General features: G+C 59.6%; 21 protein-coding genes and 2 pseudogenes. 8 read left to right on the forward strand and 15 right to left on the reverse strand.

Annotated elements, in window-relative coordinates; genetic code table 11:
• The 7 genes from AKL29_RS44240 to groES form a co-directional block, all read right to left on the reverse strand.
• On the reverse strand, positions 1 to 131 hold a 131-nt coding region (locus AKL29_RS44240), incomplete at its 3' end, for a DUF3606 domain-containing protein (protein WP_244481723.1).
• Positions 132 to 1792: 1661 nt separating this feature from the next.
• Complete coding sequence (locus AKL29_RS02625; RefSeq protein ID WP_028352357.1) at positions 1793 to 1984, reverse strand: hypothetical protein; 192 nt, start codon at positions 1982 to 1984, stop codon at positions 1793 to 1795.
• 20 nt (positions 1985 to 2004) lie between these two features.
• Entirely contained in the window at positions 2005 to 2184 is a 180-nt protein-coding gene (locus AKL29_RS02630) for a hypothetical protein (protein ID WP_028337186.1), read from the reverse strand.
• Positions 2181 to 2498 carry a hypothetical protein gene (locus AKL29_RS02635; RefSeq protein WP_244481702.1) on the reverse strand — a complete coding sequence of 106 codons (318 nt, stop codon included), beginning with the start codon at positions 2496 to 2498 and terminating at the stop codon, positions 2181 to 2183. The genes AKL29_RS02630 and AKL29_RS02635 overlap by 4 nt, the downstream gene beginning before the upstream one ends.
• 213 nt (positions 2499 to 2711) lie before the next feature.
• Positions 2712 to 3167 (reverse strand): Hsp20 family protein, encoded by a 456-nt coding sequence (locus AKL29_RS02640; RefSeq protein WP_028337188.1) that lies wholly within the window; start codon positions 3165 to 3167, stop codon positions 2712 to 2714.
• A gap of 1289 nt (positions 3168 to 4456) precedes the next feature.
• Positions 4457 to 6082, reverse strand: coding sequence for a chaperonin GroEL (groL, locus tag AKL29_RS02650; protein WP_028337190.1), 1626 nt, complete (start codon positions 6080 to 6082; stop codon positions 4457 to 4459).
• Between the two features lie 48 nt (positions 6083 to 6130).
• Complete coding sequence (gene groES, locus AKL29_RS02655) at positions 6131 to 6445, reverse strand: co-chaperone GroES (RefSeq protein ID WP_028337191.1); 315 nt, start codon at positions 6443 to 6445, stop codon at positions 6131 to 6133.
• A 1155-nt stretch (positions 6446 to 7600) separates the two neighbouring features.
• Between groES and AKL29_RS44250 the strand changes: the two genes are divergently transcribed.
• A complete protein-coding gene (locus tag AKL29_RS44250; protein WP_244481703.1) occupies positions 7601 to 8071 on the forward strand; it encodes a hypothetical protein in 471 nt (156 codons plus the stop codon).
• A gap of 164 nt (positions 8072 to 8235) precedes the next feature.
• Here AKL29_RS44250 and AKL29_RS02665 read toward each other — a convergent pair whose 3' ends face one another.
• The 5 genes from AKL29_RS02665 to AKL29_RS02685 form a co-directional block, all read right to left on the reverse strand.
• Positions 8236 to 8592: a PRC-barrel domain-containing protein gene (locus AKL29_RS02665; RefSeq protein ID WP_028337193.1), complete on the reverse strand. Its 357-nt coding sequence runs from the start codon at positions 8590 to 8592 to the stop codon at positions 8236 to 8238.
• Positions 8593 to 8804: 212 nt separating this feature from the next.
• Positions 8805 to 9299 (reverse strand): transcription elongation factor GreA, encoded by a 495-nt coding sequence (gene greA / locus AKL29_RS02670; protein WP_050382885.1) that lies wholly within the window; start codon positions 9297 to 9299, stop codon positions 8805 to 8807.
• Between the two features lie 290 nt (positions 9300 to 9589).
• On the reverse strand, positions 9590 to 11215 hold the full coding sequence (gene groL, locus AKL29_RS02675; protein ID WP_050383040.1) for a chaperonin GroEL: 1626 nt from the start codon (positions 11213 to 11215) through the stop codon (positions 9590 to 9592).
• A 520-nt stretch (positions 11216 to 11735) separates the two neighbouring features.
• Complete coding sequence (rpoH, locus tag AKL29_RS02680; RefSeq protein ID WP_038377904.1) at positions 11736 to 12629, reverse strand: RNA polymerase sigma factor RpoH; 894 nt, start codon at positions 12627 to 12629, stop codon at positions 11736 to 11738.
• 735 nt (positions 12630 to 13364) lie between these two features.
• A complete protein-coding gene (locus AKL29_RS02685; RefSeq protein WP_050382888.1) occupies positions 13365 to 13715 on the reverse strand; it encodes a response regulator in 351 nt (116 codons plus the stop codon).
• Between the two features lie 322 nt (positions 13716 to 14037).
• Here AKL29_RS02685 and AKL29_RS40160 point away from each other — a divergent pair, with 322 nt between their 5' ends.
• From AKL29_RS40160 to AKL29_RS46550, 4 genes and pseudogenes are all read left to right on the forward strand, one after another.
• Positions 14038 to 14232 carry a hypothetical protein gene (locus AKL29_RS40160; RefSeq protein ID WP_028337198.1) on the forward strand — a complete coding sequence of 65 codons (195 nt, stop codon included), beginning with the start codon at positions 14038 to 14040 and terminating at the stop codon, positions 14230 to 14232.
• 466 nt (positions 14233 to 14698) lie between these two features.
• On the forward strand, positions 14699 to 15214 hold the full coding sequence (locus AKL29_RS40165) for an NADH dehydrogenase ubiquinone Fe-S protein 4 (protein ID WP_082190455.1): 516 nt from the start codon (positions 14699 to 14701) through the stop codon (positions 15212 to 15214).
• A gap of 158 nt (positions 15215 to 15372) precedes the next feature.
• Positions 15373 to 16008: pseudogene (locus AKL29_RS02690) on the forward strand (MarC family protein).
• A 247-nt stretch (positions 16009 to 16255) separates the two neighbouring features.
• Entirely contained in the window at positions 16256 to 16855 is a 600-nt protein-coding gene (locus AKL29_RS46550) for an HWE histidine kinase domain-containing protein (protein WP_082190449.1), read from the forward strand.
• Between the two features lie 273 nt (positions 16856 to 17128).
• Here the strand turns inward: AKL29_RS46550 and AKL29_RS40175 are convergent, their stop codons facing one another.
• Positions 17129 to 17350, reverse strand: a complete 222-nt coding sequence (locus AKL29_RS40175) for a hypothetical protein (protein WP_082190450.1) — start codon at positions 17348 to 17350, stop codon at positions 17129 to 17131.
• Between the two features lie 355 nt (positions 17351 to 17705).
• Here AKL29_RS40175 and AKL29_RS02705 point away from each other — a divergent pair, with 355 nt between their 5' ends.
• From AKL29_RS02705 to AKL29_RS02715, 3 genes are all read left to right on the forward strand, one after another.
• Positions 17706 to 18167 carry an Hsp20 family protein gene (locus AKL29_RS02705; RefSeq protein WP_050382895.1) on the forward strand — a complete coding sequence of 154 codons (462 nt, stop codon included), beginning with the start codon at positions 17706 to 17708 and terminating at the stop codon, positions 18165 to 18167.
• Positions 18168 to 18268: 101 nt separating this feature from the next.
• Complete coding sequence (locus AKL29_RS02710; protein ID WP_028337202.1) at positions 18269 to 18760, forward strand: Hsp20/alpha crystallin family protein; 492 nt, start codon at positions 18269 to 18271, stop codon at positions 18758 to 18760.
• Between the two features lie 84 nt (positions 18761 to 18844).
• Positions 18845 to 19174 carry a hypothetical protein gene (locus AKL29_RS02715; protein WP_050382897.1) on the forward strand — a complete coding sequence of 110 codons (330 nt, stop codon included), beginning with the start codon at positions 18845 to 18847 and terminating at the stop codon, positions 19172 to 19174.
• A gap of 111 nt (positions 19175 to 19285) precedes the next feature.
• Here AKL29_RS02715 and AKL29_RS42635 read toward each other — a convergent pair whose 3' ends face one another.
• Both AKL29_RS42635 and AKL29_RS46555 read right to left on the reverse strand, forming a co-directional pair.
• Positions 19286 to 19450, reverse strand: a complete 165-nt coding sequence (locus tag AKL29_RS42635) for a hypothetical protein (protein WP_160321696.1) — start codon at positions 19448 to 19450, stop codon at positions 19286 to 19288.
• Between the two features lie 402 nt (positions 19451 to 19852).
• A pseudogene (locus tag AKL29_RS46555) lies at positions 19853 to 21156 on the reverse strand (tyrosine-type recombinase/integrase); the annotation flags it as partial.
• Positions 21157 to 21363: the final 207 nt, after the last annotated feature.

Consider the following 21363-nt stretch of genomic DNA (forward strand, 5'->3'; position numbering starts at 1 on the left):
GCCTTCTTCGACGCCGCCGACTTCCGGGTTTTCCTCGCCTCGTAGCTCACCTCGTAATCCTGACCGCCGGTGACGCGCGCACGATCCTGCTTGCGGCCGCACGCGGCCTGCTTCTTCGCTTTCTTCGCCATTCAGGCCTTCCAAATCGCGCCGCCAGATCCTATCCCGAAAATCGGGGAGATCTCATCGCATGAAAAGCCAAGTAATACTGGCGATGAGTACTGCAAACGACACCGCCGCAGCGCAGACGAAGGCGACTTCCACGCCATCGAAATGGTGGTGATCCATTTGCATGGTGTGGCCTCCTTAGATCGGCGCACGCGGGCTTGCGGACAGAAGCCACTCCGCCAAATGGGCAGTGGTTTCGTCGTGCCTCGCTCGTCTTAGCAGCGACTCGCGCTCTCGACCTGGGGGGAGTGCCTTAGCCCGTCTGCGTAGCTCTCTGGCTTCCTTGGTAAGGCGTTCTTCAAGGGGGTATATCTGCTTTACTCTGCGCCGCCGCTTCATAGCTCCTCTCTCCAAAGCTGACGTTGATGTACCAAAAATGCAGAAAACCGAATGAGCGGAAAAGTTCCAAGAGAGGACGGGGCTTAACTCGCAAAACTGTCCCTCAGCACCTAGCATGCTTAAATTCGTGACTGCTGACGTTGGAAACTGGTTCCGGCCTGGCCCTAGTGGTTTCATAGATCAAGTATGACGGCTATCGCCTGCGTCTCGTGCACGACCGAGATCGCGTCCAGGTGATCGCCAAGGGTGGCCATGATCGGACCAAGCGATTTCCATGGATCGTGAGTCCGCCCTGAAGACGGGATTACCCAGGTGATGATCATCGAAACTGGCTTGCACCTAAATCCGAAGCATCCCTAGTGCAATCGATCCGCCGTAGAAACTCTCATCTCGGCCGCGCAAGACCATGTTAGCGCCCACATAGAAGGTCTTAGCTCTATTCGGCTTGTTTCGACCCAAGCGGGGAGATCTGACTCTCTGGTCACCGCTTTGTGGGCGGTCTGCCGGCCATGAGCGTGTTCAGCCCTCAGGTCGCACGACAGCGCATTTGCAGGCGCGTCAGCGATCACCTTCTGCACTACCCTTCCCGAGCTTAGTAATGTCCGTGCCTCCTTTTGCCGAGTGATGGCGCGTCACCTTCCTTCGTCGCCTCGCTGCGCGGGCAAGATTCAAGCGAGCCGCTTCGGTTCGAAATGGTATCGACCTCTTGCCCGTTTGCTGGAGCGAGATCTCCCGATGCTGCAGTGCGTCGCGAGATCTCCCGCTGCTGCAGTGCGTCGAGGTCACGCAGATACTCCCGCTCGAGATTCTCTAGAGCTGTTCGCACGCTGCCTAGCGGAAGTTCTAAGGCGATAGCAGCGCATCGTTTGATGCGGCCACACAAGACTTCTCGTCGGATTGTCAAAATGCGTCGCTTGGCCATTAAAGTCTTGCATCCGAACAGAGTCAGCTGCGGACCAAGCTACGCAGTCGAACGATTTTCATCAACCATCAGCGTTACTGGGCGACACTCACGCTTCGGCGATGCAGGCTTGTCCGATATGTGCTCCGTTAAGCCAAGCCCATTTCGCGGATTTGCGTCTGCAGGTAGATCGACATCTTTTACTCCTGAGCCTGCGCAGGTCGATGATCGATATTCTCCGCCGCAGACCAACGATGCGCGCAGTTACTACTCCATCACAGTTGCTCGGCACCTTTGTATCTTTCCATACGACGGTTAGTAGCGAAGCAAGTGTATCTTTCAACCTCCGCAATCCGCTCATCGCGGAGGGCCATCTTTTGCATTTCAAATCTCAGCCATACCCGCGGCCGTCAGGACAGGGAGCGTATCCTGAATTTCGACGAACCCCATCTGATTGAGCTTCTGAACGTCGGCCGGATCCAGCGGACTGACGACAAAGCGTTTGGCGCGAATATCCCGCAAGACCCAGCGAAGTCGGATAGCCTCGTCCAAGGGTAAACTCTTCAGCTCACTCATACTGCCGAACAATCCTTCCATCACGCCGCGCGGGCGCGCAGCTCAGGCTGGCGAAGCTTGTCCAGCAGTTGCTGCTCTTCGTGGATGCGTTGGCGAAAGCCCTCGCGCTCCAGTTCCGAGGTCGCGGTATCAAGGAGATACTGGTAATGACCGATGATCTTCTCGCTACCGCGAATGAGTATCGCCTGAAGGTCGATCATGGGTGGTTTTCTCCCGATGTCTCGGCGGCCGGGATCGACATCGGGCGTGCGCCGAGAGGCGGGACGCTAGATGCCACACATTGCATGACATCAAGCTCCTCGGCGAGGCGCCTCTCGATGAACTGACGCTCCAAGTCGAAGAGCTGCGTACCCATAAGCCAGCGATAACGGCGGATGTTGTTTCGGTGCTCTCGCAGTTGTTCAAGGCGCTGGTCGATCAATCTGGAATGTTGCGTCTCCTTCGAGCAATACCTTGACGACCACCGGGCTTCAATCCTGTCCACGACTTGCTTTGGTAGCTTGATATCGGTCATGGCAGGCTCCTAGGCTGCAAGGCGACGCATTGTCGAGCGCATGCGAGGTGCTTATCTCCCAGCGGATGCTCGAACTTTCGTTGGTTTTGGAATGATGGCTTCAGATCATTCAGACAGGTAAGCGCGGTCGTCGGCCGCATGGCTGCCTCCGTCCTGTAGACGATATCGATGTGAAGGCTGCGTACCGATTTCCGGCACGCAGCTCGGGCCGGGTCAGGCCGCAGATTCGAGCTGTCGCGGCGGTCTCGTCTGCGCTGCATTGATCGTAATCCGCCGCGGCTTCATGGTCTCGGGGATTTCGCGCGCAAGCTCAATCTTGAGGAGCCCGTTGTCGAATGCGGCGCCTTTGACCTGTACGTAATCGGCCAGGCTGAACTGCCGCTTGAACCTCCGGGTAGAGATGCCACGGTAGAGGTATTCGCGCTCGGTCTTTTCGACCTTGTTTCCTTCGACGGTAAGTACGTTCTGCTCGGCCGTCACCGAAATCTCGTCGGACGAGAAGCCTGCGACCGCGAGTGCAATCTGATAGCGGTCTTCCGCCAGCCGTTCAATGTTGTAGGGGGGAAAGTTGTCCTCCTCACCCGACCGATTGGTCATCTCGGCGAGATCGAAAAGACGGTCGAAGCCGATGGTTGACCGGAAGAGAGGAGAGAAGTCGTATGTGCGCATAGCCAAATCCTCCAGGGAGCAAGATGGATATGAACGGCACCGGGGACACGACCGGTGCCCGTCTGGTCTGGGTCCGGATTGGCACCCAAACACCGCCCCGTTAAGTTGGGGTGGCGCGGCAAAAATTAGGCAGCAGATTGATCGCGTCAAGAGCCACTCAGAAAAAAAATTGGTGATCCTCGCCGGCCACTCATGATGATTCCGTTGGCGGCGCTCCAGAAACCTTGCCGCGCCGATCTACCGCGATGCAATAGGCCGCATGGATGCCGCCCCTTCCTGATCCGATCGATGCCCTGCTGAGAGCTGAAAACTTCCCTTCTCGATACTTCAGAGGTGCTCGCTTGCGCTCGGAGCTGGCGCGATCATGGCGACCGAGAAGAAGCATACCGGCCCGTCACAGCCAGCTACGGCTCGCTGCAAAGACCGGCATGACCAAGCGAAGGTTTTGGAGGCGATCATGCGCCTAGACGCGATCGCGCGAAACCATAAACAGCGACCAACATTCCTTTGCCAGCCTGCCAAAACACGAGGCGACAACATCGTCTAAGAGGACGATTTATCCTTGGCCGACCGCGAGGTTGCCAGCCGGCTTCGCAGTTCGCTAGCCTTCGTCTCGCAGTCCAAGGCGAGCGTCAACAACCGACCCTTGGCCGCGCTATCGCAATCTCAGAGGCTTGTCGCCGAAGCTCTTTGGCCTTTCAAAAGGCGCGCGACTTCTGTCGGCATCACCACAGGTTAATAGCACAGGGTCTTTGCCCAAAGTCCCTGCGCTACTTTCCACTTCAACGGCGGTCAGCTAAGGGTCGGACATCGTTGGGTCCGATCCTGCCCAGGTTGCAGGATGCTCCACGGCGTCACGTTGGGCGACATCAGTATGTCGATCCTCAGCCTTGGAGCTTTCGTTTCCCACTGCATTCAGCGGATTGACTCGAGGTACGCAATCGGCGGCGATGGCCGAACGTCAGCGGGTATTGCGGTCGTTCTGGGCGGACTATTCAGCCCCCAAGCAGCCAGAGATGGCATCGCCAGCGCCGATGCCAGCGACGCCGTCAGAAGACGGCGCCATAAGCGCTGTGTGGAGTTCTTGCGCTTCTCCGCACGAGCGGAGCCAATGGTGTGATCCATGATCATCTCATCCTCCTGTCGTTAATATTAACCCATGCGATGGTTACGAAGCTTGAGACCGCGTGCGAGCAGCGGCGTCTGTATGCCCTCCTATCTATCTTCGGTTTCCTTGATCGGCAAAAATCGCGCCCAGCCGCCACGCAAGCGGCCGGGCGCGGCTCCTGTCAGAAGTCCATTGGTGGCGCGGCCGTTGAAGCAAGCTCAGCTTTCTTGGGCTTGTCGGCCACCAGCGCTTCGGTAGTGATCAACAGCGAGGCCACCGAAGCCGCATCCTGCAGGGCGGTTCGCACGACCTTGGCCGGATCGATCACACCGGCTTTCACGAGGTCCTGATATTCGCCGGTCGCCGCATTGAAGCCCCAGCTATAGCTGCTGCTTTCGAGGAGCTTGCCGACGACCAGCGAGCCGTCCTCACCCGCATTCTGGATGATCTGCCTGGCCGGGACCTGGATCGCGCGACGAACGATGTCGACGCCCGCCTTCTGGTCCGAATTTGTCGTTTTGATACCATCGAGCGCCTTCAGCGCACGCAGCAACGCCACGCCGCCACCGGGAAGGATGCCTTCCTCAACAGCAGCACGTGTCGCGTGAAGGGCATCGTCGACACGGTCCTTGCGCTCCTTGACCTCGACTTCGGTTGCGCCGCCGACGCGGATGACCGCCACACCGCCCGCCAACTTCGCCAGCCGCTCCTGCAGCTTCTCGCGATCGTAGTCGGAAGTGGTCTCCTCGATCTGGGCCTTGATCTGCGCGACTCGCGCCTCGATGTCCTTCTTGGCGCCGGCACCGTTGACGATGGTCGTGTTCTCCTTGTCGATCACAACCTTCTTCGCGCGGCCGAGCATGTTGAGCTTTACGTTCTCGAGCTTGATGCCAAGGTCCTCGGAGATTGCGGTGCCGCCGGTGAGGATCGCGATATCCTCAAGCATCGCTTTGCGACGATCGCCGAAGCCCGGCGCCTTCACGGCCGCGACCTTAAGTCCGCCACGTAGACGGTTGACGACAAGCGTCGCAAGGGCTTCGCCTTCAACGTCCTCGGCCACGATGAGGAGCGGCTTGCCGGATTGGACCACCCCTTCGAGCAGCGGCAGCATCGACTGCAGGCCGGACAATTTCTTCTCGTGGATCAGGATGTAGGGATCTTCGAGCTCGACACGCATTTTCTCGGTGTTCGTAACAAAATAGGGCGAGACATAACCGCGGTCGAACTGCATGCCCTCGACCACCTCGAGCTCGGTGTTGAGGTGTTTGGCCTCCTCGACCGTAATCACGCCTTCATTGCCCACCTTCTGCATCGCATCGGCCAGGAAACGACCGATCTCGCTGTCACCATTGGCGGAGATAGTGCCGACCTGAGCGATCTCGTCATTAGACGTGACTTTCTTCGCGTGGGTCTTGAGGTCGTTGACGATGGCGTCGACCGCGAGATCGATGCCTCGCTTGAGATCCATCGGGTTCATCCCGGCCGCGACCGATTTCGCGCCTTCCTTGACGATGGCTTGCGCCAGAACAGTCGCCGTGGTCGTGCCATCACCGGCGAGGTCGTTGGTCTTCGACGCAACCTCGCGCACCATCTGGGCGCCCATGTTCTCGAACTTGTCTTCGAGCTCGATCTCCTTGGCGACAGTAACGCCATCCTTGGTAATGCGCGGCGCGCCAAATGACTTCTCGATCACCACGTTGCGCCCCTTCGGGCCGAGGGTGACTTTCACCGCATTCGCCAGCGTGTCCACGCCCCGCAGCATGCGCTCGCGGGCCTCGGTTGAAAATTTGACTTCCTTGGCAGCCATGATCCTGATCTCCTTTCTATTCGATGACTGTCAGCTTCTTTTGCGACCTTACGCCGCCTTCTTCAGCTTGCCGTGGTGTTCGACGACGCCGAGAAGATCACTCTCCTTCATGATCAGCAGATCCTGGCCATCGATCTTCACCTCGGTGCCTGACCACTTGCCGAACAGGACTCGATCTCCGACCTTCACGTCGAGCGGGACCAACTGGCCTTGTTCGTTTCGCCCGCCGGGACCCGCGGCGATGACCTCGCCTTCTTGCGGCTTCTCCTTTGCTGTGTCGGGAATGATGATGCCGCCGGCGGTCTTTTCCTCGGCGTCGATGCGGCGCACGAGCACGCGGTCGTGCAATGGACGGAAATGCATGCACATCCTCCTTAATGGGTGTAGCGATGTCATAGACCGGGGCCGGAACCGGCCCCCGGCGGGAAAGGAATTAGGTTCGTGGCAGGGGGCTTCAAGAGGGCGGTCAAAAAATTTTGGCAGTCCATTTGGTCGACTGCTAAACTACTATCGATGGCGACCTTCGACGCTTCGCGACGCCTCACCGCTGCCGCAGGTTCGTGCAAACTGTAAACGACCGTCATTCCAAGTAGTCCGGAGGGTCGGCTTGCCCGGCTTGAGAAGCTCAGGAAGCTTTCCGCACAAGTGCAAGGCGTGCCTGAGGACCGATGCGTGAAGTTGGGCGCCGACCCGGGCGAGCTTCATGGATTCGTCCAGAGGATCCTGCCATCAATCCGGCAATTCCGGCTGTGGACCGAGAGCAGGACAGAAACGGTTCGTCAACGTACTTCGTCCCCTCCGTGGATCTTCATGTGGTTTGAGCCTTGGACGAGGAGCATCTTCCTTGTCCTGACCGGCGGCACCCTTTAGGAGGTCGTGCTCCTCGATTTGCTGCCGGCGACGATCGGCAACAGCTGGGTCAAAAGCACCTCAACCTTGTTGGGGCGTCGTAGAGATGATCTGCCTCAGGCCGCGCGCCGCCGCCCGGCCGGACGCTCTACTGCGAGCCGGTCTTGAAAAATGGGCCAGCTCTCCTAAGTCGATCGCCGCCGAATCCCATGTGGGATTGGCGAGCTCCGAGGATTTGTTCCTCGCACAATGTTAGTTGCAGGAGGATGGGACAATGAAGACCCCTTATTTGCCGTCTTGGCCCCACTGGAACGAGATCATCCCAGGCATGGTGAGGCAGCTGAGCTGGCTCTCCAGTTCGTTCAAAGACTGGCTTACCAGGCTTCAGGCTTGGAAGAGCAAACGCTAACCGGGAGGGCAAGCTATGCGTCGTTGGCTCGTTGCGTCCGCCCTCTTGGCCGCAGCGTCTAGCATCACTCAGGTTGCGGGCAAGGAACGGGCGCTCCCGAAGCAGCAAGTTCAGCCCACCGCAACGCTTCGCGCCAGCCGTCTGACGGAACGATCGCTCGCCGGAGGATCGATGCGAAGCGCCTCAACGGGACATCGGATTTCCGCGCGAAGGACCTGATCCGCGATATTTGCAGGGGGTGCTCGTCCTAAATTGCGAGCATGGGCAGCGCAGTTTCATCGCGCGGATTTGGTCGCGCGATGATCGTTCGAGATATTTGCAGGCGCGCCGTTGGAAGCGAACGATGTCCGTTCAATCTGCCGCTTAAACGCTCGTTCAAAAACGTGAAAAGTGGCCATCCGCTTGAACCTCCGGCGCGCGTCGGCGTTTGTAGCCTTTTTAGTCAGGAGGATCTTATGAAGGGGAAGGCTGCTCTGATCGCCATTGCGGCTTTGGCTTTCACGCCGAGCGCAATGGCAATGCCGAATGGCCTGCCGCAGGCGCATCAGATTGCCAAGAGCAAGCCCAACGCTGAGCAGGTCCGCTGGATCTGTAATCCGTGGGGCCGATGCTGGTGGCGTCCGACGTTCTACGGCGCCTACGCCTATTATCCGCCGCCCCCGGTTTACTATCGGCCCCCGGGCTTTTACGTCGGCCGGCCATGGTGGCACCGCCGCTGGCACCATTGGTAGTGACCGTCAACGGCACCGGAAGGTCTTTCCGGCCGTTGACGAAACAACGGCAGGATCGCCAACTCGAGTGCAATCCGGCACCACGCGCCGAGCTAGTTTGACATGGCTGGCGCAGGCCGAGGGGAGCGGTTTCGGTGCGCCTCAAGCGCCTTCCCAATATGGAGCTACGCTTTGTGGAAGCGGTGCAATGCCGCTTCCTGCGTGCGGTCACCCCAGTCAAAATCCTCGTCGGCTCGGAACGACGGTGCGCGCCTCAACTCGTCGTCCTCGATGTCGAGCTCGCAAGAATCGAGCTTTGGATTGTAGCGCAACCGGCCCCAAGGCAAGGGAATCAGGTTGGTGCGGGAGCCGAAAAGCCCGCCAACACTGAGCACGGCATACAACAATTTCCCCGATGCCTTGTCGATCATCAACCACTCGATGTGACCAAGCACGGCACCATTGGGCCATCGCACTGCCATGCCCACGACGTGATCGCTTGCGATGAGTTGATGTGGTCCAGTCGTGGCCTTGACCATCATCTCGCCCTCCATCACTTGAGATGAAGCTTTGGCATGAGTTGGCTTCTGTTATCCTCGCCCATTGTCTTCTTGAGTTCAGTGGCGAACCCATAGTTTCGTGGCAGGCACCGCATCAGCCGAGGCCCCTTCGACAACAGCAGGCAGCACGACGGATTTTCGGCATCGATGCCGACAAATGCAGTCTGCAACTACGTAGTCGGTCATGCGCCGCTCTACTCGCTTCGACCGCCCTCAAGCCACTCGACCTTTTGGATCATATACGTCTTACCGCCGCCCGGTGTCTCAACGAAAACGGTTTCACCTTTGCTCTTACCGATTAGAGCCCTGGCGATCGGTGAAGTCACGGAAATCCTGCCAGCGCTTGCGTTTGCCTCGGGCTCGCCAACGATCTGCCAGATCCGCTTTTTGCCACTGTCCTCATCGATCAGCGTCACGGTGGCACCGAACTTGATCGCATGGCCGGACAGCTTCGATACATCGATAATGTCAGCGCGCGCGAGCTTGTCCTCCAATTCGGCGATTCGCGCTTCATTCAGTTCCTGTTCTGCGTGGGCCGCCTGATATTCAGAGTTCTCGATCAGGTTAGCATCGTCGGCAATCGCCTGCCGAATTCTCTGAACTAGGTCCGGGCGAGCCACTCGGATGCGGTGTCTGAGTTCGGCATCAAGGACAGCGTGACCCGCAGCAGTTATTGGAAATTTTGTCATCGCCTTGTTACTTGTGTCGACTAGTTCGCAGAACGCTGAAAGGAGGGATCCGCCAGCGCTCTTCCAAATGCGCTAACCATCGCCGCAGCCTCATGATCCCCGCGATCATCAAGGACGCGATAGAGCAATTCTGCGCTCTCTCGGAATGCTGCCAAAAGGGCTGGCTCACGTTCGCACAAGACGCCTGCAATGCAGAGAGCGAGTGCCTCCGTCCCCATTTTGACCTGCGCTAAGGGATCTGCCACGGATCTTCTCCGGACTTTGAGTTAGATGCCTGCACTGACTGACGCCTAGTAGTCCATCGGGGGCGCGGTGGGCGCGTGTGCCTCGGCTTTCTTGGATTTGTCCGCCACCAGTGCTTCCGTCGTGATCAACAACGCGGAGATCGAAGCGGCGTCCTGCAACGCCGTGCGAACGACCTTCGTCGGATCGATCACGCCGGCTTTCACCAGGTCCTCGTACTCGCCGGTGGCGGCGTTGAAGCCCCAAGTGTATTGATCATTCTCGAGCAACTTGCCGACGATCAATGAGCCGTCTTCGCCGGCATTCTGCACGATCTGCCGCGCCGGCATCTGGATCGCGCGGCGAATGATGTCAACGCCGGCCTTCTCATCCGGGTTTGCGATCTTGATACCCTTAAGCGCTTCCTGCGCCCTTAGCAGCGCCACGCCCCCGCCGGGAAGGATACCTTCCTCGACTGCGGCGCGTGTGGCGTGAAGCGCGTCATCGACCCGGTCTTTGCGCTCCTTGACCTCGACTTCCGTGGCGCCGCCCACGCGGATAACAGCGACTCCTCCTGCCAGTCTGGCGAGCCGCTCCTGAAGCTTTTCGCGGTCGTAGTCGGAGGTGATTTCCTCGATCAACGTTTTGATCTGGCCAACGCGCGCCTCGATATCTTTTTTCGCGCCGGCGCCGTTGACGATGGTCGTGTTGTCTTTGTCTACAACCACCTTCTTGCCGCGACCAAGCATACTGACTGTGACGTTCTCAAGCTTGATGCCGAGATCTTCGGTGATCATCTTGCCGCCGGTAAGGATGGCGATGTCCTCGAGCATGGCCTTGCGGCGCTCGCCAAAACCCGGAGCTTTCACAGCGGCGACCTTCAGGCCGGCGCGAAGCCTGTTGACCACGAGAGTGGCCAGCGCCTCACCCTCGATATCCTCTGCGATCACGAGCAGGGGCTTGCCCGATTGCACCACGGACTCCAGCAGCGGCAGCATCGCCTGCAGTCCGGACAGTTTTTTCTCATGGATCAGGATGTAGGCGTCGTCGAGCTCCACCCGCATTTTTTCCGCGTTTGTGACGAAATAGGGCGAAACGTAGCCGCGGTCGAACTGCATTCCCTCGACGATTTCGAGCTCTGTGTTGAGGCTCTTGGCTTCCTCGACGGTGATCACGCCGTCATTGCCTACCTTCATCATGGCGTCGGCTAGAAACTTGCCTATTTCCGCATCTCCGTTCGCGGAAACCGTAGCGACCTGCGCGATTTCCTCGTTGGCGGTCACCTTCTTGGCATGCCCCTTGAGGTCGTCCACGACCGCATCGACCGCAAGATCGATGCCGCGCTTGAGGTCCATCGGATTCATGCCGGCCGCGACCGATCTGACTCCCTCTCTTGCGATGGCTTCCGCGAGCACGGTTGCAGTGGTCGTGCCGTCGCCCGCGACGTCGGACGTTTTGGACGCGACCTCGCGCACCATCTGCGCGCCCAGGTTCTCGAACTTGTCCTCGAGCTCGATTTCCTTCGCGACGGTGACCCCGTCCTTCGTAATGCGAGGAGCACCGAACGACTTTTCGATGACTACATTGCGCCCCTTCGGACCGAGCGTGACCTTGACTGCATTTGCCAGGATATCGATGCCCCGCAGCATTCGGTCGCGAGCTTCCGCAGCGAATTTCACCTCCTTGGCAGCCATGGCGAGATCCTCCTTTTTCTCCTCCGCTTCCAAAGATCCGTTTACAGCCCTCCGTCTCCTCCTTAGCGGCAATGCCACGCGTCGGCACGCGCTCCCACTGACGGAATGCACCTCCTCCTTCGTAGGTCTGCGATGTCTCACAGAACTGAGTCGGAACGGTCCCAGCGACAAACCACCTAGGGGAGGAAAGGTCGGTTTCAAGCCTCAGCACGCGAATATTTGGCGCGCGGGATGCGCCGCGAACGCGCAACACGGCTTCCGTCCGATTGGACAGCGCCGACCGGACGATTGTTGGACCCGAACGTACGTGTCACGTCGATAGAAAAGTCAGAAGCCATCATGGCGAAGTGCGGTAGGTGCCCCGCAATTGAATACAACGCACAACGCCGGCGATGATACCGAAGCCCCGATGTTCGGCATGGCACCAAGCACTTATTCCGTGAGCACGACCTCCTATTCGGGACGTTGAAGGGACCCCGATGCGCGGCTATTGAGATTCGCCATTTCCAACACGACCTTCTCACTGACAGCAGGTCGGCGCCGGAGCGTTTGTCAATCGCACCCGCACGGCGTACGTCACCCGCTGGAGTGCGCGCTGTTCAATTTGGCGGATCCGCTCGCGGGACAGTCGATACTGCCGTGCCAGTTCGTCCAGGGTCTTCGGCTCGTCCGTGAGCACCCTTGCTTGCAAAATTGCGCGTTCGCGCGCGGACAGCGTCTGAAGTGCCTCCGAGAGCGCGCCCAGCCGCCGGCGGTTATCATCCTCGTCCATCAGCAGGCGTTCCGGGCTCGGCGAGGGATCGATCAGGCGGTCCTGCCACTCAGCCAGCGTGTCCTCTTGGCCGATTGGAACGTTGAGTGAGAGATCGCCACGCAGCCGCCGATCCATCTCGATCACTTCCCGCGAGGTCACCTTCAACTGTTCGGACACATAGTTTACCTGGTCGGGCGCCATGTCGGCCTCCTCAAAAGCGGATATCCTGTTCTTGAGCCGACGAAGGTTGAAGAACAGCTTTTTTTGAGCTGCAGTGGTTCCCATCTTTACGAGCGACCAAGATCTGACGACGTAGTCTTGGACCGACGCCTTGATCCACCACAAGGCAAGGGTTGCAAGCCGAAAGCCTCGATCGGGTTCGAACCGCTTGACGGCCTGCATCAGACCCAGATTGGCTTCCGAAACGAGGTCCGCGATCGGCAGCCCGTAACGGCGGTACTTCATCGCGACCTTCGCAGCCAGCCGGAGGTGGCTGGTGACAAGACGGTATGCTGCGTCGCGGTCGCCCAGTTCGCGCCAACGCTTCGCGCAGGTAAACTCCTCCTCCGCGGAGAGAAGCGGGAACTTCCGAATTTCCACGAGGTAGCGAGAGAGCCCTTCCTCCGACGTGAGAGACGGCAGTGTTGCGACGTTCGACATGACGATCGCTCCTTCTCCAATTCGCGTGGCTATCGAGACGTGGGTGCGATTTCTGCGGCCATCCTGCCGCAACAGACCTAAGTTTACTTCGCAATTTCGAAAGACGCCTAATGCCGCCTCTCGCGAAGCGATGGCCGGATTTCCAATAGAGCGAACCCAGCAGATGGTCGATCCGCTGGCCGCAGCGCCGGGAAGTGCTGATGGAGCCCATAGCCAAATCCCCCAAGAGCCGGTTGACAGTATCCCCGTACTGCTGCGCCCTAGGGACGAGCGACGGCAGGTAAGGCGATGCCAAAACTTCAATGAAATGAAATTGTTCCGGAGCTTCCAGTTAAAAGTCGGATCGAAGCCAAAGCATATCTGAGCGCTCCGCAAAACAGCTTCGGAGGAAAAGCCACGAAGTGGATTGCCAGCGCCTACGCTTTCGCGCCTGCCCTATCTGCGCTGGCTTCGGGCTCAAACGACGAAGCCGCTGCCACACGGGGCGCAGAATTCGGGGTCGGGCATCGCCGGTAAACCCAGGATGGGCCGGGCAGGCAAAGCCGGGCGATATGGTCGGTTCGTCGAGCGGCAGCCGCGCATGCAGGTCGCTCCCGGTCCAGGGCGAATAGACATGTGGTCGAGGGTACGGCCGGCGGAACGAAACGCCCGTGGCGGCCCAACCTAAGCCAGACAATATCCCACATGAGCGAGTTGGCTGCCGTTCGCCGGGTTTCCGGCCGTCTGGAGTGAGATCTAGTTCGATGCGGTAACGTCCCTCACGGCCTGCGCGAGTTGGTCGGGATGGTAGGGCTTCTCCAAAATCAGGCTGCCGGAGACCGGGCGCGGCGTCACCGGAGAGGATCCCGTCGCGTATATCACCGGCAGATCCGGGTCGTTCTCGCGGCACCGCTCGGCGATCTGCCAGCCGTCAACCTTGCCAGGGAGCCGGATGTCGGTAATCAACACGTCCGCAATCTTACGGCTACACCAGACCAAGGCCTCTTCGCCGTCGGCGGCCTGGATGACGTTATGGCCTTCAGCGCGCAATACATCGACCACCAATTCTCGGATCAGGGGATCATCCTCGACGACCAGTATTTGCACCTATCGGTCCTCAACGCTTTCATATTCTCCGCAACGAGCAGAAACCGCCTCAGCGCTGCGCCGTTCCCAACAATACTCTGCTCTCCGCTCAAGAAGCACTTGAAACCGACCGGGACGTTTCTAATTTCTGCAGAACAAATCACATCGTCGGAGACTTTCGTAGACCGATCTGGCCGGATCGGTGGAACGAAGCCGGCACGCTGTCGGCGACATAGCCGCACAAGCCAAACGGTTGTGACTCGGGCATTTGCGGAGTTGGCGTCCGCGGCACGCCTCGCCGCTCTCCCGAACCGGAGTGTCTCCTTGATGATCTAGGTAGGTCATGGACAAGAAAAAGACTTCCAGCTTCGTCGGCGCCGCTGATATCGTCGCGCATGCGGAAACGGCAGCACGACATCTAAAGCGATTAAGCATTGCTTGCTCAGAAGGCGACAAAGGAGAGGCCCGCCAAGCGTTGCGTCAGGCCATCAGCGAACTCGAGGTGGCGCGAGCTCTATTGAGAAGCGGCATCGAGTGACGCCTCGGACGGTGCGAGGTGGAAGATACCAAGCATTCCCGGATGACGCCGCCGGACCTACTCGGCGGCGGCCGTCATCCAGGGATGCCAATGCTGTCGATCCTGGTGACGAGACGCTGAAACAGAAGCCGCTGCGGAACTTGGTCAAATTCCGCTTCACCGGCCGTGTCATTGATGCCAAGCGCTCGTTGCGCCGCGCTCAAACGAGTGTGACGGTCAATCAATTGATGGATCAGGCCTCGCAAGCGTTACCGAAACTTGAAACGTCGGAGGTCGATTCTAGATCGGCTCTGGCTTGAGTACGTTACTGCTCGACTTCAGTCCGAACTCGCGGACCTGACGCAAATAAAGATGTCTGTCGCATTCGAATACGATGTCGCGAACGCCCGCGTGCTGCGCTGCTGCCATGAATGAAAACGCACAAACCGACATATGGCTCAAAAATGACTTTGAGGAGAAAAACAAAATGCCGGGCTATACATCATCTACATTTCTCGCTGGCGCTCAAGCGATCATATACAAGGCGGCGCCTTCGGTCATGACTTCGGCGCCCAAGCAAAAAAGGGAATGGAGGCTAAGGTTCGAGCGCCGCACGCCGCTTAGGATCGAGCCGCTGATGGGTTGGACGGAGGACGACGATCCGCTCGCTCAACTGGAACTCTCGTTTCCCTCGGCAGAAGCGGCAGTCGCCTACGCCCACCGACAAGAGCTGCAATACACACTCCTAGACTGTCCAGCCGACGGCGCAGAGGGCGGCCTATTTTCGCGTTGCAAGGTTGATTGCGCAGTGATTTCTAATCCACGTCGGAAACCTCTTAGATATGGGAGCGCTGGCCGACCTTACAGCATGCGCCGGATCATGCCCCGATCTTTGAGGAACTCAAGCCGCAGCAGGCTTTCCGGACCGACGTCTCTAGATCTTTTGAATTGCCGAGGGCCCGCTCCGAATCGTATGTGTGATGAGCGAGCTACACTTCGCTGAGAGGTTTCTCAAAGCACTTTGACCATGGATACGAAACGAGGGTCGAACGGGCGTCCCGCATCTTGCGACGCACTCCGAGGCGTCGGATCGGAGAGTTGTTGTAGAGCGCAGCTTGCGACGAGAAGTGCGGAGCAGAGCTTCTCGGGGTAGGCACAGCTATGCTCTGGAACCAATTCATTGGGATCACGATACTGCTTTACGCGTTGACCAATCCCGTCGGAGCCATTCCAATCTTTCTGACGATCACGCGACAGGCGGGAAGTGCCAGTATCCATCGCATCATCGTTTTGGCATGCACTGCGGTCGCGATCTTTTTTGTTGGAGCAGCCGTCCTTGGCAAGCAAATACTCAATTTTTTCAATGTTGGTCTCGACGACTTTCGTATCGCGGGCGGGTTACTCGCGCTGGTGATCGCGCTCGAGATGTTTCAGGCGCAGTATGGGAAGTTCATGCAGCCACCCAGCGGAGTCGACCGCAGTGAGGTGGATATCCACGGTTGGGCGATAACACCCTTCGCATTTCCCTTGCTCGTCGGTCCGGCCGAAGTCAGCATCATCATCACACTCTCCAACGACAACCTTGGCTGGTCCTCCACCGCGTTACTTGGTGCAGCGTCGATCATCGCGACATTCCTGATCGGGTCGACACTTTGAACGGCCGCTGCTATCGAGCGATTTCTCGGCAAGACGGGAATTAACGTTATGACGCGCATCATGGCGCTGATTGTAGCGGCAATAGGCGTGAACTTTGTTATGACCGGCCTTCGGAGCGAATTGCCCGGATTAGCGGGCTGAGATGCTGCCAAGCCAGCTGCAACATTGGCTTCATGTCGGTCGCGGACGATCGGGCGGTAGGGAGGCCAGACGGATCCTGCCTTCTTTGGAACCCGGTAGGCGCTCTGGGGCCTATTGCTTGGGGGAAGCACTGACCCGCGCATTTATCCGTCTGCGATGCTCCCAGCTCCCCGGCGGCGCTGGGCTTCTAGACTAGTGCAGCGCTCGTAAACCCGAGTTGGCCTTGCGGAGAACTGGAAGGGACGCGATGCCGGCTGGTCGGCGCGGTCAACATGCTGGTCGACATTACCTCGCGCAAGCAAGCGGAGGAGAGGATGATGCTCCTCACCCACAAAGTCGACCACCGCGCCAACAATCTCCCTGCGGTGATCCAGGCGAGTTGCGTCTGGCCAAAGCGGAGACCGCCGATGAATTCCGGGCGGCCTTTCACGGTCGCCTCGCCGCGCTGACGAACGTGCGACGGCTGTTCTCGGCCGCGCGCTGGACCGGCGCCAGTCCGAAGAAGGTCGTCGAAGACGAGCTGCATCCATACGCTGGCGGAAAACTGGATGCAGCACCCGCGCGCTGCAGCCTTGACGATCCCTCGGGTCTCGGTCGGTCGGCCGTCCTCTCCAGCTCTGTTTTTCCCCGACGACAGGCCATCCCGACCGTCGGGCTTCGATGTAGATCTCCCCGCCTCTCCGAGCTCCCTAGAGCTCGGATGCACCCATGCCTCCGGATGGGCGAAGGGTCCGACGCACAAGGCGCCGGGCCATCGCCTTGGACGCAGCGGCGGCCGCATGGGCCGAACGGAGCCTCTCGACATCTTCCGAGCACTTTCTCGGCTGGCGCAATCCTTCGATCGTGATCCGGCTCTGCGGCCTGCGAGCGCTCGCCTCGAAGATCTCCGATGCTGACGCAGGCGGCAACGCGGGAATACGCGAGGCACTGGCGCGCAGCAGGAGAAAGAGCGCACTCTGTGCCTTGTACCGCGCGGCCGGGCGACTGCATTCCGACCCGCATAGGATGGTCTCTCCTCCGGCCGCACAGACGGACCATTTCCACCTGCCGCGGCCGCGCCTCTTCAGCACGATGTCGAATGCCGCGAAGCGGTCGTCTCCGGTTCGAGAGGGGAAGTTGGTCATAATGACGCCTCCGCGCTCGGGGGTGCGCCGAGATGTTTGGGCATGGTAAACGAGACAGGGAACGCTTCGGACCAGTGTCCCGAGGCGGCCCACTCCTCTGACAATCGACCTTCGATATACTGACGCTCGAGGTCCGAAAGCCTGGTCTTCAGCAGGCGTGCATACCTGCGGGTGTTACCGCGGCGGGCGCGGATACGGGCAATATCTTCATTGAACATTGTCGCCGCTCCAGACGGTCGTTGTTGTCCTTTTCGGTTTCGAGAAACGGAATGAATTCCCGGTGGAGAAAAATTATTCAGGGCGCTCCCGCTGTCAAGCGGCGGCCGCCTGCCTTGCAAGCAACCCTTAACGTCGCTGCGTTGCGCGAGCTCCATGATGCGGCGCGGCATCCAGGGCGTCGAAAAATTTTCGCGGTCCCTCTTGAATCGGCTTGTCGTTTTTCTAAGTCGTTTTTTGCCGCGGGAGCGGTGTATCGGACGCCGTCATGGGTCCGGTGCGGGCGCCGGGCGTCCGGTTTTCGGACCTGTCGTCTAGCGTTCCTTCGTAACCATCTTGCTCTTTGGAGGACTTGGTATGAGGACCACCTTCGACTTCGCGCCCCTGTGGCGCTCCACCATCGGCTTCGATCACCTGGCCGGCCTCGTTGACGGCGCGCTGCGCCACACGAGCGAGGACAACTACCCGCCCTACAACATCGAGCGTTCCGGCGAAGATCACTACCGGATCTCGCTGGCGGTCGCAGGCTTTGGCGCCGACGACATCACCGTCACAGCCGAGCAGAACGCGTTGACCATCGAGGGCAGGAAGCCCGAGAAGGCCGCCGGCGAATACCTGTACCAGGGCATTGCGGCACGTCCGTTCCGGCGCGTGTTCAACCTGGCCGACTACGTCCAGGTGAAGCAGGCCTCGTTCCGGGATGGCCTCCTGATCATCGATCTGGTGCGCGAGGTGCCCGAGGCCATGAAGCCGCGCAGAATCAATATCGCGGCCGGCAACTCCTCCTCGCCGCAGATCGAGCAGAAGCAGGCGGCCTGACCGCGATCGAGGTGATGACGGTGGAACGCGGCGCGCCGATGCGCGTCCGCGCTCCCTCGCCGCATGCATGAAGGAGAGAAGACATCTGAAGGAGAAGAACCATGGCAATTCGTGATCTCGTTCCCTGGTCGAAAAGCCAGGAGCTTGTGCCCTCGCGCGGCACCTATGATCCGTTCATGACGCTGCACCGCGAGATGAACCGGCTGTTCGACGACGCCTTCCGCGGCTTCGGCGCACCAAGCCTGTCCCCACTGATGGAAGGGCGGTTCGGCTGGCCGAAGCTCGAGGTCAGCGACACCGACAAGGCGGTGACGATATCGGCCGAGCTTCCCGGCATGACGGAGAAGGACGTGCAGATCGAAATCGCAAACGGCGTCCTGGCCATCCGTGGCGAGAAGAAGGACGAGCGTAAGGACGAAGGCAAGCACTTCACCGAGCGCACCTACGGCGCCTTCGAGCGGCAGATTGCGCTGGAAGGCGTCGAGGAGGACAAGGCGGAGGCCTCGTTCAAGAACGGCGTCCTGACGATCTCGCTGCCGAAGTCCGAAAACCCGCGGGCCGGCGTCAAGCGCATCGCCATCAAGGCCCAATAGGTACGGTTACGGCCGGCGGCGTCGGCCGCCGGCTCTTCGATCTGCAACACCGTCGCACGAAAGGAGCGTAAAGGGAGGCAACAGATGACCAATGCCAACACGAACTCCGGCAAGCTCGACTTCCTGTTTCATCCGGCCGCGCATTATGCGTCTCCGGACGCGGTCCTGAATGACGACAAGCTGTCCGCGCCTGAAAAGCGGGTCATCCTGTCGTCGTGGGCATCCGACATGTTCGCGGTCGAATCCTGCCCATCGCTGCGCGAGATCCCGGGCATGGATTACCCGATCCGGCTCGCCGACATCCTCGCGGCGCTGCGCCGCCTCGATGGCGAGGGCGACGATCCGCCGCGCCCCGGCGGTGTCCCGATGCGCCTGCGGCGGCCATGGGCCGCCGCATTGCGGAGATCGGCATGATGTTCACGCAAACCATTCTGACCATGGTGCTGCTTGGCAATACGGCGGCGGCGTGGGTCGCGCCCTTTGTCGCCCTCTTAGGTGGAGCAAAGCCTCCGGCCGTCCGCTTAGCTAAGGGGTAGCAGTGGCCGGGGCCGTCAGGTCCTCGAGCCGGGCAAGCTCCTCGTTGATTTCCCTGAGCTCCCGTTCGACTTGGGCGAGGATGTTCGGTGCGGCGTCCTCGCGCCGGTCGAGCAGGACGCGCTTCCGCTCAAGTAGTTCGGCGACATCACGCATGACACACTCCAACACGCGTCACCCCCCGGTCTATCGTAAAAATGCACCTCGCGCCGCGATGTTCCTCATCGTTCCCAGGCCAGCCGCAATGCCGCCGCCAGCCTTTCCTTCTCGCCGTCCCAGCGGGCGTCTTGGGCCTCGGCTCTCTTCTCGATCGCGGCCCGGTCGGCCACGATGGATTCAGCCTGTCAATCGCCCTGCAAATTTGACCCCTCAATTTTGGACGCCGATCCCCCCGGCTTTGGGGGCAATATTGCAGGCCGAATGACAGCAAGGTACTGCGCGGACAAGAAAGCGATGCATCCGGATCGGTGATGAAGTCGGCTTCAACTGGCGACAGGCGATACCAGGCGTAGGCCCTAAGCCGCCAGACGGCACTCCTCTTCGGCCTCCTCCTGGGCGCCCTGAAGCCCTCTTCAGGAAGCGGGCCAAGGCAGCTTTTCGTGAATCGCGGTCCAGCGCGTATGCGATTTGCTTGAACTCTATGCCATCCATGAGCCCTTGAATGTAGCCCGAGATGGTGTCCGCAGCCATGATGAGCGCGGTATCAAGCCTATGGATGTATTTGCTCGTCACTGAGCCTTTGGCATGGCCGACCAGCGCCGCGATTGTCACCTCGGTAAAAACGCGATCGTTGGTGATGCTCGCGAAGCTGTGCCGCAGGACGTGGGCGTCACATCCGACAGCGGAGAGCTCTCGAAGATGTACTTCCAGTGGTTCGGGAAGCTGCCGAACGCGTTGTCCTCACCCTGCCCTGGGAAGACGTAGGTGCCGAGACCGTCGGCACACCGTCGAGTATTCGACGACTGGCAATCCAACGGGACGAATGGATTCACCCTCCTTGCTGTCCTCCAACCGCAAGCAGCTCGACTCCTTGTCCGCCTCGGTCCATTTCAGGCCGATAATCTCGCTGCGCCTGCAGCCGGTCAGTGCAAGCTGGCGAACGATGTCCACGATCGTGACGTATTCTCCTGCTTGGCAGCGTCGCGGAGCATCCGACCAAGGATTCGGTACTCTGCCTCCGATAACCGGCGCTTTCGTACATTGTCCTTTGGCTTGCGGACACCATGGGTTGGTTTGCTTTCAATGATGCCCGCCTCGACGGCGTAGGTGAGGATGCGCCAAGGAGACCAACGGTGCGCGTGGCCGTTCCAGCGCCACCCCGGACGATGGCCTCTCCGAGCAGCTTCTTGGTCTTGACAGAAACCGCGTCTTGCCGGCCATGATGTCTTTAAGGGCTTTATTGATGTCGGTCTTGGTGAGATCCTTGACCCGCCGGGGCCCTAAAAGTGGGACAATATGGCGCTCAATACGGCCAGTGTCGGTGATGATTGTCGAAGGCTTTTTCGGTCGGCCTCCTTTTCCCAAAATCAACCCGCCTGCAAATCGGCGAAGTAGCGGGCGCACAACTCCTTCACAGTGGTGGCCTTGTGATCGAGTTGGCGATCTTCGACGGGATCATCACCCGCAGCGACCCGGCCGAGTTGCACCCTCGCCTCGCGGCGTGCGGTCTCGGGCGCCCAGGCACCGTGAAGTCCAATCGTGTAGCGACGCGAGCGACCTCGTGTTCTATACTGGATGACGTAGCTGCGCTCGCTGGAACTAAAGACTCGGAGACCAAAGCCTGGCAACTCGTCGTCCCAGATCAGGTAGTCCTTTTCTTGGGCTTCCGCCGCCTCGACGCCTCTCTTCGTAATCTTGACCATGACATTCCTTCATTCCGAGCACTATCTCTCGCGTAGCAGGACGTAAGCAGGCGGGAGAAAATCAGTGCGGGTTTTCGGATAGGGACGTCGCTTCTGTGGTTGAGAATATCCAGCTTCTTCAGATGGATGTCGTAGTGTAGCGTGCCCTATCGTATTTTTAGGACGGGCACGTTATCTTGCTCCGAAGGCAAAGGTCACACGTTCGAA

This window comes from Bradyrhizobium pachyrhizi, from assembly GCF_001189245.1.
In the GTDB taxonomy this organism is placed as follows: Bacteria; Pseudomonadota; Alphaproteobacteria; order Rhizobiales; family Xanthobacteraceae; genus Bradyrhizobium; species Bradyrhizobium pachyrhizi.

Coding starts and splice junctions, on each gene's coding strand:
- AKL29_RS02625 (WP_028352357.1), bottom strand. CDS start 1,984: ATGAGTGAGCTGAAGAGTTTACCCTTGGACGAGGCTATCCGACTTCGC.
- AKL29_RS02630 (WP_028337186.1), bottom strand. CDS start 2,184: ATGATCGACCTTCAGGCGATACTCATTCGCGGTAGCGAGAAGATCATC.
- AKL29_RS02635 (WP_244481702.1), bottom strand. CDS start 2,498: ATGACCGATATCAAGCTACCAAAGCAAGTCGTGGACAGGATTGAAGCC.
- AKL29_RS02640 (WP_028337188.1), bottom strand. CDS start 3,167: ATGCGCACATACGACTTCTCTCCTCTCTTCCGGTCAACCATCGGCTTC.
- groL (WP_028337190.1), bottom strand. CDS start 6,082: ATGGCTGCCAAGGAAGTCAAATTTTCAACCGAGGCCCGCGAGCGCATG.
- groES (WP_028337191.1), bottom strand. CDS start 6,445: ATGCATTTCCGTCCATTGCACGACCGCGTGCTCGTGCGCCGCATCGAC.
- AKL29_RS44250 (WP_244481703.1), top strand. CDS start 7,601: ATGGGCAGCGCAGTTTCATCGCGCGGATTTGGTCGCGCGATGATCGTT.
- AKL29_RS02665 (WP_028337193.1), bottom strand. CDS start 8,592: ATGATGGTCAAGGCCACGACTGGACCACATCAACTCATCGCAAGCGAT.
- greA (WP_050382885.1), bottom strand. CDS start 9,299: ATGACAAAATTTCCAATAACTGCTGCGGGTCACGCTGTCCTTGATGCC.
- groL (WP_050383040.1), bottom strand. CDS start 11,215: ATGGCTGCCAAGGAGGTGAAATTCGCTGCGGAAGCTCGCGACCGAATG.
- rpoH (WP_038377904.1), bottom strand. CDS start 12,629: ATGTCGAACGTCGCAACACTGCCGTCTCTCACGTCGGAGGAAGGGCTC.
- AKL29_RS40160 (WP_028337198.1), top strand. CDS start 14,038: ATGGACAAGAAAAAGACTTCCAGCTTCGTCGGCGCCGCTGATATCGTC.
- AKL29_RS40165 (WP_082190455.1), top strand. CDS start 14,699: ATGCCGGGCTATACATCATCTACATTTCTCGCTGGCGCTCAAGCGATC.
- AKL29_RS46550 (WP_082190449.1), top strand. CDS start 16,256: ATGCCGGCTGGTCGGCGCGGTCAACATGCTGGTCGACATTACCTCGCG.
- AKL29_RS40175 (WP_082190450.1), bottom strand. CDS start 17,350: ATGTTCAATGAAGATATTGCCCGTATCCGCGCCCGCCGCGGTAACACC.
- AKL29_RS02705 (WP_050382895.1), top strand. CDS start 17,706: ATGAGGACCACCTTCGACTTCGCGCCCCTGTGGCGCTCCACCATCGGC.
- AKL29_RS02710 (WP_028337202.1), top strand. CDS start 18,269: ATGGCAATTCGTGATCTCGTTCCCTGGTCGAAAAGCCAGGAGCTTGTG.
- AKL29_RS02715 (WP_050382897.1), top strand. CDS start 18,845: ATGACCAATGCCAACACGAACTCCGGCAAGCTCGACTTCCTGTTTCAT.
- AKL29_RS42635 (WP_160321696.1), bottom strand. CDS start 19,450: ATGCGTGATGTCGCCGAACTACTTGAGCGGAAGCGCGTCCTGCTCGAC.